Genomic DNA, 17251 nt, shown 5'->3' with positions numbered 1-17251 from the left:
CCTTCCACCGTTCCAAATGAAGGATCAACTTGATCCCATTCTTCTGGCCGGCTAGGCCTCACCGCCCGCTGACTCCTGCAGGTTTCTTCGCCTTCTTCTCCGCCTTCGGTTTCGCTTCACGCGGCGGGAACTCCCAGCTCATGATGCGCTTCTCACCGGGCGTGCAGACCAGGAAGGTGCTGAAGGGGCGGCCACGTTTGGAGATCATGCCCGTGATCAGCGAGGTCTTGCCATCGACGAAGAACTCGCGCGCATTCTCTGGCGTGATGTCCTTCTGGCACAGCTTCTTCGGCAGCCTTGCGTTGCACTTGGATGACTCCGTGGCGTTGATTTTGCACTGGTAGGCGTCCGCCGTTTCGTAGATCTTTTCTCCCTTGCGGCCTTTCTTGGCGCACACCGGGCAGTCAGCGATCACCGGGCACTCGTCCCAGTTGATGCTGTCAGGGTCTGAACCGTCGCCAAAGACGAAGGCGATCTTCATGTCGTCCTTGATCTGCAGTGCCGCGCTGAATTCCTTGCCCTTCTTGCTGCGGAAACCTTCGAGCGGTCCGAGGAAGCGTGTTTCGATCAGCGTGCGAATTTCATCTTCGCTCAGCGCGCGGCTCGCCACAGTTTTGAAAACGCGCACCTTGCACTTGGGATTCTTGCAGCCGTAGAATTCCTCGGTCTGCTTGTAGCCTTCCTTGCTGCCGCACACGCCGCAGGTGGCCTGGAAGTCTGGGAACACCTTGTCCTTGGCCGCTTTGGAGTAGGCCTTGGTTTTTTCCACCACCTGCTTGGTCAGGTGCCGGATGTCCCGCATGAAACTGGCACGGTCCAGCTCCCGATGCTCCATCTGGCGCAGCTTGTACTCCCACTGGCCGGTCATTTCCGGTGAACTGAGCGCATCAATGCCGATGGCGCTGATCTGATCAATCAGGGCCAGCCCTTTGGCTGTGACGTGGAAGTCCCTCTGCACACGCTCAATGTACCGGTCCATGATCAGACCTTCGATGATCGCAGCACGCGTCGCAGGCGTGCCGAGACCACGCTCGCTCATCGCTTCGGCGAGTTCTTCATCCTCCACCAGTTTGCCGGCGCCTTCCATCATGGAAAGAATCGTGGCTTCCGTGAAGCGCGGTGGCGGCTTGGTCTGGTGCTCGTTCACCTCGACATCCAGAGTCTCGGCTTTGTCGCCTGGATTCGCAGCCACCAGCAGCTTCGCGGCATCCTCGCCGCCTTCAGCAGCTTCCTCTGCCGCCTTTTTGCCATAGACGCCCAGCCAGCCCGGCTCCTTGAGCACCTTGCCGTTGCTCTGGAATGCATCCTGGCCCACCCGCGTGATGCGCGTGGTCACTTCAAACTCGGCCGCAGGGAAAAACACCGCCACAAATCGGCGGGCCACCATGTCGAACAGCTTTTGCTCGGCTTCGGGAAGCTCCTTCGGCGGAATCTGCCCCGTGGGGATGATGGCAAAGTGGTCGCTGACCTTGCTGCTGTCAAAAATGCGCTTGTTGAGCTTCACCCACTTCTTGTCCAGCGCCGTGGCGGCGTGCGTGCCCAGTTCATGCGGCAGCGCGTCCTGTTTGCGGCTGTCATGGCTGGCAAAGGTCTTCAGCGTGTCCGTCACCGTGCCAAGATAATCTTCCGGCAGGTGGCGTGAATCGGTACGAGGATAGGTCAGCACCTTGAACTTTTCATACAGCGCCTGCGCGATCTGCAGCGTGCGCCGTGCTGAGAAGCCGAAGCGGTTGCTCGCTTCACGCTGCAGGCTCGTCAAATCGTAGAGCAGGGGAGGGGCCTGACGCGTCGGCTTGGTGATCTGCTCGATGATCCCCGGCTTGCCTTTGCAGCGGTCGGCGATCGCCTGCGCGGTGCCCTGGTCCCAGAGACGCTCGGCTTTCTTGTGCTCGTCGTTCTCGTCCTTCTTGAAGCGCTCATCAATCCAGCGCCCTGAATACTGCCCGGCCTTCACTTCAAACAGCGCAATGGCCTCAAAATAGGTGCGTGGCACAAAGGCAGCGATGTCACGCTCACGCTGCGCAAGAACAGACAGCGTCGGCGTCTGCACCCGGCCCACCGGCGTGAGGCGGAAGCCGCCGTGGCGCGAATTCAGCGCGGTCAGCGCACGGGTGCCATTGATGCCCACCAGCCAGTCGCTTTCGCTCCGGCACTTCGCCGCGTCCGCCAGCGGCAGCATCTGCTCATTCGTGCGCAAATGCTTGTAGGCATCTAGAATCGAACCTTGGGTCATGGACTGCATCCACAGCCGCTGCACCGGCTTCTTGCAGCCGCTCGCGTCCATGATGTAGCGGAAAATCAGCTCACCCTCACGCCCGGCATCGCAGGCATTGATCACACTGTCCACGTCCTTGCGCTTCAGCAGCTTGGTCAGCAGTTTGTAGCGGTCTGCGCTCTGCTCGATGGGATTGAGCTCAAACTGCTCCGGCATGATCGGCAGGCTGGTGAAGCCCCAGCCGATCTTCTTTCCGTCCACCATGGGCATGCCGAGTTCCAGCAAATGGCCCACGGCCGACGAGATCACATGTGTGTCATTCTCATACCAGTCCTTCTCTTTGACGAAGGGCTTCATGCCGGGGGCTTTGGCAAGTGCGCGGGCAAGATCGGCTGCGACACTGGGCTTTTCGGCAATGATCAGGGCTTTGGGCATGTGCGTATGAACAGGTTGTATCGGAAAATGGGCCTACTTAGGGCATGCTTTCACCCCGGATGTCAAGGTGCGCGCTCTTTAGACCGCAAATGGGTTACGCTGTTCAGCAGACTTCAGACTACCTTTCATCTGCAAACAAACCCACACGATCCCGGCCTCCCGCTCATCGAATCAGCCTACCGCGCCGCCGATTTCGCTCCCGGTGCATCGTCCATGTGCACCAGAGACTCCGACCGATGCTTGGACGCCAGGTCTTTCATGCCAAGGTGTTCATACAGATCCGCCAGTTTGACGTGGCAGGACTTCTTGTCTCGGGCATTGGGCAGCGAACGCTCGAAATCACCCACAGCTTCTTTATACTTGCCCAGCTTAGCATACACATGGCCTCGGGTATCAAGGAAGAACGGATTGTTCGGCTCCCCCTTCAGCAGTTCATCGATCATCGCCAGCGCCTTCTCCAATTCAGCGCGGTCCGTGGAAACCGATGCAATGGCCATCGCCAGATTGTTGCCGATCACCTTAAATCCAGGATTGAGTGAGCTGGCGAGCTCAAAATGCGACTTCGCAGACTCGCGGTTGCCCTGCTTCCAGTCCATCACACCCAGATAGTAGTGGAGGAAGGAAGTGGAGATCCCTCCGTTGCTCAGAATGCGTTCCACGTAGCGCTGGCGCTCTTCAGGTTCACTGGTCAGCTCCTCACAGTCACCAAGGAATGCCATGATGAGATCCTGGCTTTCCGGGCTGATCTGGATGCCCTGTTCAAGCAGCTTCAGCACTTCCATGCGCTTGCCGGACGGCTGCTGCTTGAGGTATCGGCTCCAGGACAAGTAAATGCCGCCGACAAGCTGGCGCTCTTCTTGCGTTGGATTGCCATGGGTCGAGCCGATGATCCACTGCACCGCCTCCTCAAACTTCCGTTGCAGGCTCAGGCTCACGGCGATCGAAAAGCGTACTTCAGATCCATTGGCATTGGCCGATTTCGACATCCCCCGCAGCGCAATCTCCGCTTCATGGGCGAATTCCACCGCCGCCGCCTCCTGGCTGGAAAATTGCAGCGCAGTCGCCTTCATCAGCAGGAGGTCAGGACGCTTTTTTAGCTCCATTTTGTCCAAATGCGTCAGCACCGTCTGCCACCGCCGTTGTCCCGCAGCAAAGCGTGCCGCCAGTTCCCGCGCATCCTGGTTCGCAGGGTCGCTCAGTAGCGCTTTGTTGATGTGATCAAAAGCCGCCTGCACATCAGGATTCTTCTGCTGCGCCAGCAAAATGGTGGCTTGGATCACGTGGGCCGGCGCATAGCCAGGTCCGTCTTTGGGCGCGATGCGCGAAAGCAGGCGCAGCGCGTCGCTTTCTCTCCCCATGCCACGAAGGGCCTTCGCCTCGATCAGGATGGCCCGAGAGTTCTGCTCGCCGTCCTGCATCAGCCGCATCGCCGCGAGGCGCGCTTCCACGAAATGTCCCTGATCAAGATGGCTCTGCGCTTCCCGTTCCAAACGGAGCAAATGCTCACGGCTGAAGTCGTCACGCGAGTTCAGCACCATGAACACCAGCAGGATCAGCGTGAACAAAGCAGGCAGTCCCAGCAGCCCGTCCATGCGCTTGCGCTCCTCCAGCATGGAGTTGAGTCGATAACGTAAATCTTGAATGAAGTGACCGGTCATTCGCTTTCCTTTCCTGCATGGGGGCTGTGGTTGACAAGAGCTTGGGCAAGGCGGTTGCGTGCTTCAGCGAGCAGTTCAGTCACCGCTCCCTGCACCTGGGCGTCGTTCTCGGGTTCGACGGACATGATCTGCAGCACATAAGTGTTCAGCACCGGACTTGGGTTGGACCAGCGTGAGAGCAGGCGTTCGGCCATTCGATCCAGCGGCTGTTCGCTCGTGAATGTCTGAGCCGTGCCATTTTCATCCAGCACGCTCAGCCAAAGGTGGGCGCGGGCGAGCTCCGTCGGCTGGTTCATCTCCAGAAAGCGCACCGTCTTTTGCGTGTCTCCGGGCAGCGAGCCATCCACCTGTTTCTGAAACTGCCAGCCCTGGCCGGAGTAGCAGAGGCGCGTGTCATGAAAGCCCAGGAAAGGGAAATTCACCGCCACAAACGCTTCCTGCCTGCCTTTGCGGTAGCGCCACACCTGGTTGCGCACGCCCAGATTCCCGATTATCGAATTTTCCACGGGCTGGTCACCTTCACGGACCCAGCCGGCAAGCACCTCTGGCAGTTGAAATTCGTCCGCTTCAGCGAGTGCATTCGCTGCCACGGGAGCATTGGAATGACGGCTCAGTGCCAGAAGTTCAGGGCCAAGCAGCAGCGTCATGCCAATCACCGCCACCCCCAGGCTCAGACTGCCATACAATCCGCTCACAGCAGCAGGTTCAGTTGTCCCATAGGGAGATGTGCGTGGTTGGCTCTGCGAGCTGTTCAAGGCGAAATGCCAGCCATGGTCAGCGCTCCAGACCAGCAGCAGATCCAGCAGAAAGAACAGCACACCCACAGCCTCATGGGCGGCGCCTTGATCCAGTTCCAGTCTCCAGTAGTGCAAACCTCCGATCACCAGGCAGATGCGCAGCACATTCGATGCCACCGAGATCAGTCCCGCTGTCACCAGCAGCACCATCGCATGAATCCATGACCGGTTGTTGAAACTGCTGATGATCAAAGCCACGCACATCGCCACCATCAGGGTGTTCGTGCCGCTGCACGCATCATCCACAAAAAAGCGTTTCTCCGGTGTCGCGACGATCGTGCCCTGCACCACATGCAGCACCTGCATCGCATCCAGCCATCCCTGGCTGAGCCGCGCCGCCAGTCCGGCAAGCACCTGATGCACCTGCTGGTCCAGCATCATCGGCGGCGGGATGAAAAATAAAGAAAGCGCAGGCAGCGACCATGCGGGCGCTTCATGCACTTCGGGTTTTCCCTTGGCCACTGCCAGCGCTGCGGAGCTCACCACAAACGCCAGTCCCGCCATGAAAGGGGAGACCAGAACGAACGCGACGAGCGCCAGCAGCAGGTGGCATGTGACCAGCCATTGAAAGGCCGTGGGATTTTGCGGAAACAAGACGGCCCGGAACATGCCGTCTCGTTTCGCCAGCCAGATCCACGCCAGCAGAGGCAGCGGGAAAAAATGACTGGCAGGATGTCGAATCCAGATCTCTTGAAGGGCAAACACAAGGCAGACAACCGATGCGGCTGGCACCAACCACAACGCACTGCTTTTTGCTGGGTTCCGGGAGTTCAAGAGAGCGGAGTGTTAAAAGTTGTTAAATCAGGCCACAGCAGCAGGCGTGTTTTTCGCGCGGCGCTTGAAGGCAAAGCCCGCCATTCCCAGGATCCCGCCAAATCCCAGCAGGATGGAAGGAGGCTCAGGCACCGGTGCGATCGGGGCCGCAGTGTAGGTATACGTGACCTGCAGATTCCCCGTGGTGCTGCCCGTGATGCTCGTCAGCCATGAGGTGGTGCTGCCTGAGCCCGAGGCCGTCGGCGTGGCGCCGAAGGTGTTGGCCAGATAAAGTGGCACCGTTCCGGTTCCTTGAAACGCAGAGAAGTTCGCGTCTGCCGAAGTATAGCTGTCCGATTGAGTGAAACCGCTGAAGGTAATGTTGTTGACGGTGTAGGACTCGCCGCTCGTCAGAGTCACCGTGCCACCGGCGGGTGTCACTGATTTGGATTTGGCCACTTCAGCGACCAGGTCACCAGAGGTGCCGATCGAAGGCACAAAACCGTCCACAGTGTTGGTGAAGCTGATTCGGCTCACCGTGACCGTTCCAGCGTTCATGTTCGTGATCTCAGCCGTGGAGATGCTGGAGTTCACCGTCCAGTCCAGCGTGACGCCTGTCAGCGTCCCCAGAGCCGTGTTGAACTGGTTGAAGTAAAATTGGCTGCCGCCAGTGACGGTGCCAAAATCGACGGTTTGTGAGATGACATCAGCCCTGCAGGTGAGAGCCGTTGAGAAGGTAAGTATGAGTAGAGCAGAGATTATTTTCATAACGGCCATACAATCGACAAGAAGAAGAAAGAAACAAATCACTATTGGTAAGTGTAGCCTTATAGGTCGTTTACTGTGGAAACAGAGGATTTCTGCTCCGAGTAAGCACGCTTTCAAAAGGTGCTAAAAACAACGGTTTTGCCCAGAGAAACGCGCCTTTTGCGCACATCATTTTCCTGCCGAAACTGCATCCGTTTTTTCCTTTGCTCATGCGGCCTCTAACACCGCCAGTTCAAGTTTCGCCCCTTGGCTTTATTGCAAAAATATGCAGCAGCTTGGAAGTTTTAAACTTAACGAATAAAAGCCAAACCTTTAGCGGCATGGGCAGCTTGTGATGTATTTTTTGAACCCTTGATAAATCAGCTGCTCCGCCCTCTCGTGGAGCAGACAATGCACACTAATAAACGCAGGCCTCAGAGAGCGTGTCGGCCCTCGTAACTTGGGTGAAGAAAGCAGCACGCCGCCTTCACATGTCGGATGATGTTCCATGAGTCACACTGTCAGCCAGATGCAGCCGGTGGTGCCGGCTGAAGTGCCGTCTATGGCATGAATAGGAAACAATCTCTGCAGCATTCCATCCGTTGAGGTGAAAATCACCACTTCCCTGGAGCCCCGCTCAAAGGACAAAACGCAAGTTGGTCCTGCCGCGCTCGACATGGGATTGCGGATCGTGTCAGCCTGCTGCGTGTAGCGTTTTGCGAAACTGAGACCGGAATGCCAGCGTGGAGACGCTCTGCGGCGGCTTGAGGACAATCCACCCCACCTTGCGCTGGGCACTCTCATCTCCAGCGCAGGTGGCGCCTTCTTTTCTCAGCCAGCCCCCGTCGACCTGTCCTTTGCAACTCGACGCAGGAAAGCCAAAAGGGAAGCCCATGATCCTCTGTCAAGAAACAGCCTGCCAAACGCAGATGAGTTTTGCGAACCGCTATAAATCCCAACACAGGTCGAAACCGCGCACCAAAACTCCATCGCAATCCTGATGAGCCGTCATGGGTTGGCTGTCTGCTCGTTCAGATCCAGATTCTCACAGCTTCCAGAATGTTCGACACCCCCAGTTTGCCCAGGGCATTGCGTTTGTGGCTTGAGATCGTTTTCATGCTCAGCCCCAGACGGCTGGCCACCTGGCTGGGCCGCAATCCTGAAACCAGCAGGTCGAGAACCTCTTCCTCCCGGAGGGAGAGGGCATACTGCGAGGCCTCATCCTCCTCATGCAAGCCACCGGCGGGAGTGATGGATCTGGCCATTACAGAGGCCAGCTCACTCGACATGTAAGGCACGCCTTCCAGCGCGGCTTGCAGCGCACGCTTCAATTCTTCCACGGACTCATTGCAGCCCAGGCACACGTTGGCACCTGCCTGCATTGCTGTTCTCGTCGTCACCGGCGCAGGCGGTCCGCAAATAAGCATCAGGTGCTTTCCTCCTGTCAGCGCGATCACGGATTTCAATGCCTCCAGCCCATGCTCCATGTCTCGCGGGTGGAATTCCATCATCAGCAGGCTCACCAGACCGTGGTGTGTGGCCTGCCTGACTTCTTCCACATTGGAAGCCTCGGTCGTTTTACACTCAGGCAAAATTTTCTTCAGCAATAATTTCCAGCTCGAACGCGTGAACTCGCTCGGATGAAAAAGTACACAGTTGGGCATGTTCATGAGGGTAAAGACTCTTCATCTGCCATCATGCCCATGGCTGACTCCATGGGGGCAGATTCAGGTGAAAGTGGCTGGATGGCTCTCGGGTTGGTTGGTCTCATGTTCAGTTGGAATGCTTGAAAGTTTCATGCCTGCCATGGGTGAAATATTCGTGACGCAGGGAGGCATGGGATAAGCAAGGGAAGGCAGGAATGTGCGGGGACTGAAGCAGGTTCGCATGCATGCGTTGTTCACGGTTGTCGGCCTGCCTCAGACCATTCGAAAAGCAATCACATACTATGACTTCCATGTTTCTTGGTCATTAAAGCCCACTCTTGTAATCGCCTAAGCGGAGGCTTAATAAACTGGGGGCCAAAGAATCACGTCAGGCTCCCCTATAAATATTTATGAGAGTAGTGAATTTCTAGCCAGTCGAGCATTTCGACTTTTCGCGAAGGAGTTCTAAACTCCCATTAAACCATCCCTCATCCAGAAGGTGTTTCTGTTTAAACGTTGGCTTAAAAGGAGTCTTGGTTCAGCTAAATAAATAAAACTTAATTTAGCGGCATTATAAGATATTTCATATAAATATATCTACCATAGCAATCAGACTGATTGCTTTATTTTCAAATCACGGTGCTCATCAGCATCAACTCCTCTCAAAATACAATGACTCCTGCTACTAAAAAAATCATGCTTGTTGATGACCACGCCATGTTCGCAGAGACGCTGGGTCAATATCTTCGGCTGATGTTTAAAGATTTTGAAATTGTGGTGGTTACAAGCGCGGAAAAAGCACGCGAACAGTCATCAAGACATAACTTTGATGTCGTTCTTATTGATCTGGAGATGGCCGACTGCTCTGGCCTGACACTGCTGGCGGATTTTGCCGCCGTCATGCCTTCTCCTGCCTGCATCGTGGTCAGCATGCACATTCAAGCCCTCTGGATTGAACGTGCCTTGAAGGCCGGGGCATGTGGCTACGTTGCCAAGGATTCACCCCCGGGTGAGATCGTCACCGCCATCAATTACGCTCTCCGTGGAAAAAAATACCTCTCACGCAGTGTCGCGCAGTCCTTTGCTGAAAATGCCGTGAGACTTCCGGCGGGCGGCAAAGAACTGCACAAAGTGCTGAGCAGCCGTGAATTCGAAATTTTTCTCCAGCTTGCCCACGGCAAAAGTCTCAAAGCCATTTCCCTGGATCTCAGCCTTTCCGCCAAGACCGTCTCAGTTCATAAGCACAATATCTGGAAGAAGACAGGCATTGATTCGGGGGCAAAAATCGCCCGCTACTGCGTTGAGCACGGTCTGCTCGCCGGCGGCAACCAGGCCTTCCAGGCCGCTTAAACTAACTAAGACAGTCCGCCGCATCTTTTATGCGGAGTAAAGTGGCAGCGTTGCTCTCAATGATAGCTTGAGAGTAACCTATTGGTTTAAACGCACGAGCCTGGCCGCAAGGTCACAAGCAGCACTCTGCTTGAAGGACTGCACAAGAGTGGTGGGAAGTCCCTTGTCCGTCATTCATATCCCGGCATTGCGGCTTGAAGCACCGATAAGCCGCAAATGGAAATCCCCAGCACGGGTTCGTGCCGCAGCGCCCAGGGTGCACGTGCACCCAAGTCCACAGCAGGTTGATCATTTCACATAGTTATAATAGATCAGTAAGTGCAGCAAACATCTCGACATTGCTGCAGCAAAAGTGGAAGCTCATTCCAAGTGAAGAGTATGAATGGGTTGTGCGCCTAGCTACTCACTAGAAGTATTTCAAACAAGGCCAGGAGCCTTTTAAATCATCGCGCCTTGATGGGAAGCAGATGGACCTTGCCCCACTCATCGCGGCCTGAAGGGCCGCAGGACTCAGCCAAGGGCGCAGCGGAGCAAGCTCTGGGTCATGCATGACGCCTCCTGCTCACCCAAGGTCGCGCCCCCCTGAAGGAGGGGCGGGTGATCGCGCGCTAGTCCCAGCCTTGTCGCAGGCGTCGCATCGTTGCCTCCCCAAGCTTGACCATCACATTCTCCCTCGGGCATCAATGCACAGGCACAAAAAAACCGTGTGCTCATTTGGAAATGCGCACACGGCTTGTGTGTTTTATTGTCGTTCTTAAATCATGACAGTCTGTTCACATCGAATGGACACCTCTCTCAGCTCATTTTGTGCGGGGGGTTAAACCCACGTGACACAGGGCGCAGTGGCGCGGACTCCTCATTCTCACCCGCCTTGTAGTACGACCGGTGGTAATAATAATCATAGCTCCGCGTGCGCTGGGCGAGGCGGTTCAAAATCAGCCCGGTCAATGGTATGCCCGTCTGCTGCAGTTTGCGGATCGCCTCCTGAATGATGTCGGATGGAGTGCGGTTGCACCGGACCACCAGGAAAGTGCTGTCGGCCAGGCCGCCGAGTTCCAGCGTGTCGTTCACCGGGATCAATGGGGCGGTGTCGATCACGATGCGGTCAAAACCCGCCGCAAAAGCCATGTCCTTGAGCCGCTCAACGCCGCAGGTCGAAAGCAGTTCGGCAGGATTGGCCACACGTTTGCCCGCCGGCATGATGGCAAGATGGGCAATGCCACCGCTGAGGCAAACCTCCGCAAAGGAAGCCTCCTCAAGCAGCAGGTCAATCACACCCTTGCGACTGCTTGGAATACCGAAAACCTGGGCCAGCTGGGAGCGCCGCAGATCCATGTCGATCAGCAGCGTGCGGTAGCCCTGGCTGGCCAGACTGACGGCCAGATGCGTGGACACAAAGGTCTTGCCCTCATCGGGAATGGCGCTGACCACCATGTGGCAGGTCTGCGGGCTTTTAGCCATTCGCGCAATGATGGCACGAAACTCGCGGAAGCTTTCAGCGACAGCTTTGTGGGCTATCAGTGCAGGCGTCAGCCCCTGGGAGTAATCATGCTCTTTGGAACGCTGGTCTTTGGTGTCAGGATGATGCGGAAGATTGGCGATCATCCCAAGAACCGGCACGCGCAGTTTCTGGCGCGCATCCTCCACAGAGCGGATGGAGCGGTCTTGCATCACAATCAGACCGATGATGGCCAGGCCAAGCATGAAACCACCGGCGGTGGAGCTGCCCACCACTTTTTTGGCATTCGGTGAGACGGGTTCCCCGGGCACCATGGCCAGCTGATGCACCCAGATGGGAGGCGTTTCCATTCCCTTGGAAACATCCACCTGCTTGATGCGCGTCAGGACCGATTCATAGACCGCCTGGTCAGACTCCATCTCACGTTTCAGCACATTGTACTGCACGGCCAGCTGCTCCAGGTCGAGTGCTTCGGACTCCTGCTTTTTGAGCTGCTCCTGCAGCCGGCGTTCCAGTTCCTTGGCATGTTCACAGCTGGATTCCAGCATGTGCACCGCATCGGCAAGGATGGTGGTGAGCTGCTGCTCCTGATTGTTGATGACCGCCTGCACCGACTCGTACTTGGGATGTTTGGGTTTGTAACGCTCCGCCAGCAGGGCCAGCGCTGATTTTTGATTGCTGAGCTGAGTGAGAATTCCCGACACCTTGGGATGGCTGGCGATGGTTGGCAGGCTGAGCAGTTCATCGCGGGGAAGCTTCTCCTCCTTGCAGGCCTTGAGCTGGGTTTCAAGCGTCAGACGTTCTTTGGACTGATGGTTCAGCTCAGAACCCAGTTCCTTCAATTTCGTAAGCACGAGGTCTTTGCGCTCGTCCAGCGAGATGGCCTGGTTGGAGCGCTTGTAGTCATGCATCGCTATCTCTGACTTGGTCAGCTTGTCCTGCAGGCGCTGCCCTTCGGCCACCAAGGCCTGCACGGCTCCCTGCATGGTCTTGCTTTTTTGACTTTCCAGCTCGGCCACCAGGCTCAGCACCGCCTGGTTCGACAAAGACGCCACCTGTTCCGGATCGGCCCCGGTCACAGTGAAGTCGATCAACCGTGTGTCTTTGCGCAGGCTGATCCTGACCATGGAACTCACGGTTGAGATCGCATTTTCCCGGGCTTCTTTGGAATTGTTGGGGTGCCCGCCTGAAAACCCGGCGAGCCGGGTCAGATTCAGTTCGGTAACCACACGTCCGATCACCTCACGGCTTTTCGCGGCCTGGATAAGCGTGTTGACGGATTTTTCGTCCCCGAGCCCGGGCGTGCTCACGCCGTTCAGACCCAGCAGGGAATTCTGCTCGGAACCAAACTGTGCCACGCTGACGGCTTCATACACCGGCTTTTGGCGCTTGAAGTAGGCATAGCCCAGGATCAGTCCAAACAGGGCCAGCGTGATGGGAATCCAGCTGTGACGGCGTACTCCGTCCACCAGCTGCGCCGGATTCATGAATGACTGTGGTGCTTCAGCGTCTGGTCCCAGACGTTGCGGCATCACAAGAGGTGATTGGTGCAGGGATAGGGGGGCTGTTTGCATAATTTAAAAGAAGCTTTCAGGCACGGTGATGACGTCGTCCTCACGGACATAAAACATCATGGTTTGATTTCCGGACGCCATGCTCTGGACGTCCACTTTGAAAATTCTCTCCTGGCCTTCCACCACGCGCTTCACGAGCACCTTCTTGAGATTGGCGATGCGTGTCGGACCGCCGGCCAGCCCCAGCACCTGAAGGATGGTCAGGTTTTTTTCCGCCTGCAGCTCATGCGAGCCTGGCCGCTGCACCTGGCCCAGAATGGTGATGCGCTGCACGGAAAACTGGGAAATGAACAGGTTCACCTCCGGATGCACCAGATAGTCCTTCCGGTATTCCGCCTCGATCAGCCTCGCGGCCGCCGTCTGGCTCAGCCCCAGGATCTTCACGGCACCGATCAACGGACATTGAATCGTCCCATCATTCCGCACCCTGCCGCCTGCGGTCAGCTCAGGCTCATCGAACACGGAAACCTGAACCATGTCGCCTTCGCGAATCTGGTAGTCGGGTGGTACGATGCTCTTTTGTGAGGATTGAGTGGATGGGGCGCTGGATGGAAAGGCGCCCTGTTGTTGTGCGTTCAGTGCCGGGCTGGCGGCAGCACAGCACAGCGCCAGGCAGAGGCCACGCAGGCAGCCGTTGCCAAGAATGAATGAGAGATGCTTGTGTGTGATCATAAAAGTTGAGGTGTTTGCGCTTACCAGGAGCCCGTGATGCCGGCCCCCACGAGATCACGCGCAAATGGCTGTGATCCGACGCCGGTGGAGTCGTTCGTGGTGTGCTGATAGAAAACCTCCAGCGACAGATGACGCTGCAGCGCGTACTTGATCCAGGGCCGTGCAAATCGGACATTGTCTTTACGTGTGCTCGACACTCCGGCGACATAGGAATGATAGGCGGAGAAATCGTAGCCGAAGTCAGCGCCGATGGTGACTTTGCTGCCCAGCTGCTGCTGGATGCCCATCTGCATACCTTCAGACTGAAAGTACTGCCCGCCCAGAGAAGGGGAGTTTTGCGCCCGTGCATACAGGTTGGCATACAGGGTCGTTTTGGGGCTTGCCGCATACTTGAACCCCAGCGTTCCCAGCGGCAGCGTGGCATCACCCGCAGATGTCGTGTGGAGTACATGCACCCCGCCGGAACCCGTGAGCGAAAGCTTTTTGGAGGCCTCATACTCCAGGCGGCCGAGGTAATCCTGACCGCTCTGGTTGCCCGTCCTGTCCACCTCTTGAAGCATTTCATTGAACTGCAGTCCCAGCCGGAACCGGGGTGAAAAAGAGTAGTCTGCAAACACGCCGAACCGGTAGGTGGTGGATGAGATCAGTGCATCATAGTGCGTCCGCTGAAGCTGTCCGTTGAGACCCACGCGCACCTTTTCCGAAACTTCATACATGACCTGCAATTGCGGGGAGAACTGCACGCGCGATGCCTGTCCGCCCACGTCCAGATCACCGCCGGTCACTTGATGAAAGAGTCCCGAAAGCTTGATCGAAGTTTTCTTCATCCGGTAGGACAGTGACAGCCGCAGGAAATGGTTCAGCGAGTCTTGCTGGCTGTACTTGTCGTAGAAATTGAACTGCGCGTTGTAGTCCGCCAGCACTTGCAGCTTGGCCTGCTCATCTCCATAGGAGTATTGAAAGCCCGGGCTGACACTGTACATCGTGTCGCTCTCAACATTCGTGTTTCGCAGAAACACATTCGAATCGTAGCGCCACGTGCCGGAGGTGAACACCCGCAGCTTCCAGTTCTTCAGAAGCTTCATCTGGTAGTTCATGAACTCATCCAGAAAGACATCTTCGGAGTCATTCTCATCGAGCGTGTCGAGCACCTTTTCGGACGCTGGTGAAGCGAGCGACGCCTGGGTGCCGGCGGCTGCATCACGCAGTGTCTCCTGGCCTTCAGCGTTCACGGCGTGCAGCATCATGCTGCACACAAGCAGTGCGGCCGAAAGGCGAAGGGATGTTGTTTTTTTGATTTTCATCGGCTGAGTTAGGGGGTGTCGGCTGAAACGACCGGAAGGGGTTTCTGCGGGGTGGACAGATCGGGGTTCGATGAAGGGTTGTTCGGAAGCGTGCCGGGTGTGTTTGTGGGGGTTCCGCCAATCGTTGTCGTCGTGCCGCTGGAGGAGGGGGTGACCAGCTGCTGTTTGGATTGGGTCAGAAGATCGCCTGAAGGTGTGCCACCGGTGAGGCTGGTGACCTTGCCCGTCTGTGTATCCACCAGATCAGCCTCGATTTTACCACCACGGTTGAACAGCCAGATCACCGAACCCTGCGGCACCTTGACCTGTCCGGCCACATCGCCACCGCTGGCCGATGCTCCTTTGCCAATGCTGACCTGGCTCAGGCCCTCGCCCACGGCCACCACCGTTCTGCCTTCATCGTGCTGCACGGTCCAGGTCGCTGCGGTGATCTGCTGGGTCGTTTTGTCCGTTGGCTGTGTGCCGTCGTTCGGTTCCGGCGGCCCGCCCATCTTGTTGACGATCACACCTTCATCCGTGACCACCGTCACTTTGATCGCTGGCTGGGTTTCTTTGGCTGTTCCTTCCGGGCCTTGCGGAACTTGGTCCATGTGAAACAAGGCTTTCCCCTCAAGGATGGTGCACATCACACTGCCGCCGCCATCGGAATTGGTGTCCGCTCCGTCAAACCGCACTTTCGTGTCGGGATAAATTACCACATGCAGCGTTGCCAGTGGCTTCAGCGAAGCCCCGGATTCAGCACCACTGGTGATGACTGCTCCAGATCGGACACTGTCACCCTTATGTACCTGCTTTTCACCCAGGCCGCCGATGGACACCATCACCACTCCTTTAACGGCCGCAAACCGCGCCGACACATGGGTGCCTTGCTGCGCCAGGAGCGATCCCGCAGTAAGAAATACCAGCAGCCAGCACAAAGAAAGAGGATGACGCTGCATTATCAGGTGGGTGCCCGGCTCAGCTTTGTCATTTGCCATGAAAACACGATTGTTTAGAATCATCATGAACTATAAAGCACAGGAATCTCCATAGAGACGCTTGCGTGGCTTAAATCTGGTTAAGGCTATGCTTATTGACAGCCCCACTTCTGAGAAGGCCCGGACCAAATAAATCCAAAGTAATAGACTGAGCCTCTAGGAATTAGAGCATGGCTCCGCCATCATTTGCTCTCTATTTACCAGTCATGGCAGCGCCGCCCACCAGAGGCGAGTCCCTCTCCGTTCCTTTTAGAATGACAGCAATTGCTGCATTCTCTATTCCGGGGACTCCTTGTCGATTCTATCCCTCGATGGCATGGCTCCGCCATCAGTCATGCCATGCGCAGCAAACGTCAGCCGCCTGCCCGCAGAGCGCATCTCCTTCGTTCCGCTCAGGCCGGCAGCAGTTGCTGCTGTCTCCTCACCACCTGGGGCACTTCGTCGAACATCTCTTCCTGCGGCATGCTTTGCCGCCAGTCCCTATGTCCTTCAGCCTCGGAATCCACCGCTGTGGACGCCGCCGCAAACCGTTCCCACTCGCCTTCGACGAACTGTTGGAATCGATCACGAAAAATCTTTGTGCTAAAACGCTCCGCATTGCTCCTGCAGGTGACTGCGTTCCACTCACGTGTTTCAAATTCAGCAATGGCACCCTGCAACGATTCAACGCTCTGCTCTCCGAAAAACAGTCCGGTTTTATTCTCCACGACCGTCTCCAGCGCACCGCCGCGTCCATAAGCAATGACGGGCGTACCGCAAGCCTGTGCCTCCAGCAGAATGATGCCAAAATCTTCCTCGCCGCCGAACACAAATCCACGCGCCTGCTCCAGATGCTGCTTCAGCACCGCCTGCGGTTGCCATCCCAGCACCTTCACATTCGGTCCCGCAAGACGCCGGAGCTTCGGCAGTTCCGGCCCGTCGCCGATCACCACAAGTTCGCGCTCAGGCATCCCGTTGAAAGCCTCAATGATCAGATCCATCCGCTTGTAGGGCACCAGGCGCGATGCCGTCACATAGTAATTTTTCTTCTCATGGCAGGTGTCAAACCGCTCAATGTTGACCGGCGGATAAACCACCGTCGCATCTCTGCGGTAAACCTTTTCAATGCGGCGCGCGATGAAGCGTGAATTCGCCATGAAAGCATCCACACCCGCAGCCGTGCGGCTGTCCCACATGCGGATGAAATGCAGCATGCTGCGCACGAACCACGTCAGCGGCCCGCGATCCATCTTTGATTCCTTCAGATACTGGTTCTGCAAATCCCACGCATAACGAATCGGCGAGTGGCAGTAGCACAGATGCAGCTGCCGCGGTCCCGTGATGATGCCCTTGGCAAACGCATAGCTGCTCGTGATCACCATGTCATACCCGCTGAAGTCAAACTGCTCGATCGCCAGCGGCATCAGCGGGAAGCAATGACGATAGTACTTTTTGCCGCCGGGCAGCTTTTGCACAAACGATGTTTTGACCGGCTTGCCGTTCAGAAATTTCCGGCTCTCATCGTCCAGGGCGTCGATCAGACTGAAGACATCAGCCTCCGGGTACACCTTGAGCATCTGCTCCAGAACTCGTTCGGCTCCTCCATAAACAGGAAGCCAGTCGTGGACGATGGCGATACGACGCTTGGATGGGGAGCTGTTCATGACGGTGTTTGTTGGGGTAGG

The 17251-nt window shown here is 56.7% G+C and carries 11 protein-coding genes; 1 reads left to right on the top strand and 10 read right to left on the bottom strand.

Going from position 1 to position 17251, the window contains the following annotated elements:
• Positions 1-58: 58 nt before the first annotated feature.
• The 5 genes from AC24GY_RS07870 to AC24GY_RS07850 form a co-directional block, all read right to left on the bottom strand.
• The gene (locus tag AC24GY_RS07870) at positions 59-2650 is read right to left on the bottom strand and encodes a DNA topoisomerase III (RefSeq protein ID WP_422315248.1); all 2592 of its coding nucleotides are present in this window, start codon (positions 2648-2650) and stop codon (positions 59-61) included.
• Between the two features lie 176 nt (positions 2651-2826).
• Positions 2827-4308: a tetratricopeptide repeat protein gene (locus AC24GY_RS07865; RefSeq protein WP_487681768.1), complete on the bottom strand. Its 1482-nt coding sequence runs from the start codon at positions 4306-4308 to the stop codon at positions 2827-2829.
• Entirely contained in the window at positions 4305-5810 is a 1506-nt protein-coding gene (gene xrtU, locus AC24GY_RS07860; protein ID WP_487681767.1) for an exosortase U, read from the bottom strand. Before xrtU ends, AC24GY_RS07865 begins: the two co-directional genes overlap by 4 nt.
• A gap of 96 nt (positions 5811-5906) precedes the next feature.
• Positions 5907-6626, bottom strand: coding sequence for a choice-of-anchor E domain-containing protein (locus AC24GY_RS07855; protein WP_487681765.1), 720 nt, complete (start codon positions 6624-6626; stop codon positions 5907-5909).
• Positions 6627-7636: 1010 nt separating this feature from the next.
• Complete coding sequence (locus AC24GY_RS07850; protein ID WP_487681763.1) at positions 7637-8269, bottom strand: response regulator transcription factor; 633 nt, start codon at positions 8267-8269, stop codon at positions 7637-7639.
• A 621-nt stretch (positions 8270-8890) separates the two neighbouring features.
• On the opposite strand from AC24GY_RS07850, the gene AC24GY_RS07845 reads away from it, so the two are divergent.
• Positions 8891-9601, top strand: coding sequence for a response regulator (locus tag AC24GY_RS07845; RefSeq protein ID WP_422315238.1), 711 nt, complete (start codon positions 8891-8893; stop codon positions 9599-9601).
• Between the two features lie 795 nt (positions 9602-10396).
• Here the strand turns inward: AC24GY_RS07845 and AC24GY_RS07840 are convergent.
• The 5 genes from AC24GY_RS07840 to AC24GY_RS07820 all read right to left on the bottom strand — a co-directional run bounded on the left by AC24GY_RS07840 (position 10397) and on the right by AC24GY_RS07820 (position 17230).
• Complete coding sequence (locus AC24GY_RS07840) at positions 10397-12547, bottom strand: GumC family protein (RefSeq protein WP_487681761.1); 2151 nt, start codon at positions 12545-12547, stop codon at positions 10397-10399.
• 90 nt (positions 12548-12637) lie between these two features.
• Entirely contained in the window at positions 12638-13306 is a 669-nt protein-coding gene (locus AC24GY_RS07835) for a polysaccharide biosynthesis/export family protein (protein ID WP_422315234.1), read from the bottom strand.
• Positions 13307-13326: 20 nt separating this feature from the next.
• Positions 13327-14553: an outer membrane beta-barrel protein gene (locus AC24GY_RS07830; protein WP_487681759.1), complete on the bottom strand. Its 1227-nt coding sequence runs from the start codon at positions 14551-14553 to the stop codon at positions 13327-13329.
• Between the two features lie 65 nt (positions 14554-14618).
• Positions 14619-15587, bottom strand: a complete 969-nt coding sequence (locus tag AC24GY_RS07825; protein ID WP_487681757.1) for a hypothetical protein — start codon at positions 15585-15587, stop codon at positions 14619-14621.
• 392 nt (positions 15588-15979) lie between these two features.
• A complete protein-coding gene (locus AC24GY_RS07820; protein WP_487681755.1) occupies positions 15980-17230 on the bottom strand; it encodes a glycosyltransferase family 4 protein in 1251 nt (416 codons plus the stop codon).
• Between the last annotated feature and the right edge of the window lie 21 nt (positions 17231-17251).

This window comes from Prosthecobacter sp. Pr1 (assembly GCF_057652315.1).
Note: the sequence above shows the minus strand (reverse complement) of the source record. Positions and strands in the feature narration are given on the sequence as shown.

Excerpts from the sequence above, each read along its gene's own strand:
- AC24GY_RS07865 (WP_487681768.1), bottom strand. The coding sequence starts at position 4,308 with ATGACCGGTCACTTCATTCAAGATTTACGTTATCGACTCAACTCCATG.
- AC24GY_RS07825 (WP_487681757.1), bottom strand. The coding sequence starts at position 15,587 with ATGGCAAATGACAAAGCTGAGCCGGGCACCCACCTGATAATGCAGCGT.
- AC24GY_RS07840 (WP_487681761.1), bottom strand. The coding sequence starts at position 12,547 with ATGAATCCGGCGCAGCTGGTGGACGGAGTACGCCGTCACAGCTGGATT.
- AC24GY_RS07855 (WP_487681765.1), bottom strand. The coding sequence starts at position 6,626 with ATGAAAATAATCTCTGCTCTACTCATACTTACCTTCTCAACGGCTCTC.
- AC24GY_RS07820 (WP_487681755.1), bottom strand. The coding sequence starts at position 17,230 with ATGAACAGCTCCCCATCCAAGCGTCGTATCGCCATCGTCCACGACTGG.
- AC24GY_RS07850 (WP_487681763.1), bottom strand. The coding sequence starts at position 8,269 with ATGCCCAACTGTGTACTTTTTCATCCGAGCGAGTTCACGCGTTCGAGC.
- AC24GY_RS07835 (WP_422315234.1), bottom strand. The coding sequence starts at position 13,306 with ATGATCACACACAAGCATCTCTCATTCATTCTTGGCAACGGCTGCCTG.
- AC24GY_RS07870 (WP_422315248.1), bottom strand. The coding sequence starts at position 2,650 with ATGCCCAAAGCCCTGATCATTGCCGAAAAGCCCAGTGTCGCAGCCGAT.
- AC24GY_RS07830 (WP_487681759.1), bottom strand. The coding sequence starts at position 14,553 with ATGATGCTGCACGCCGTGAACGCTGAAGGCCAGGAGACACTGCGTGAT.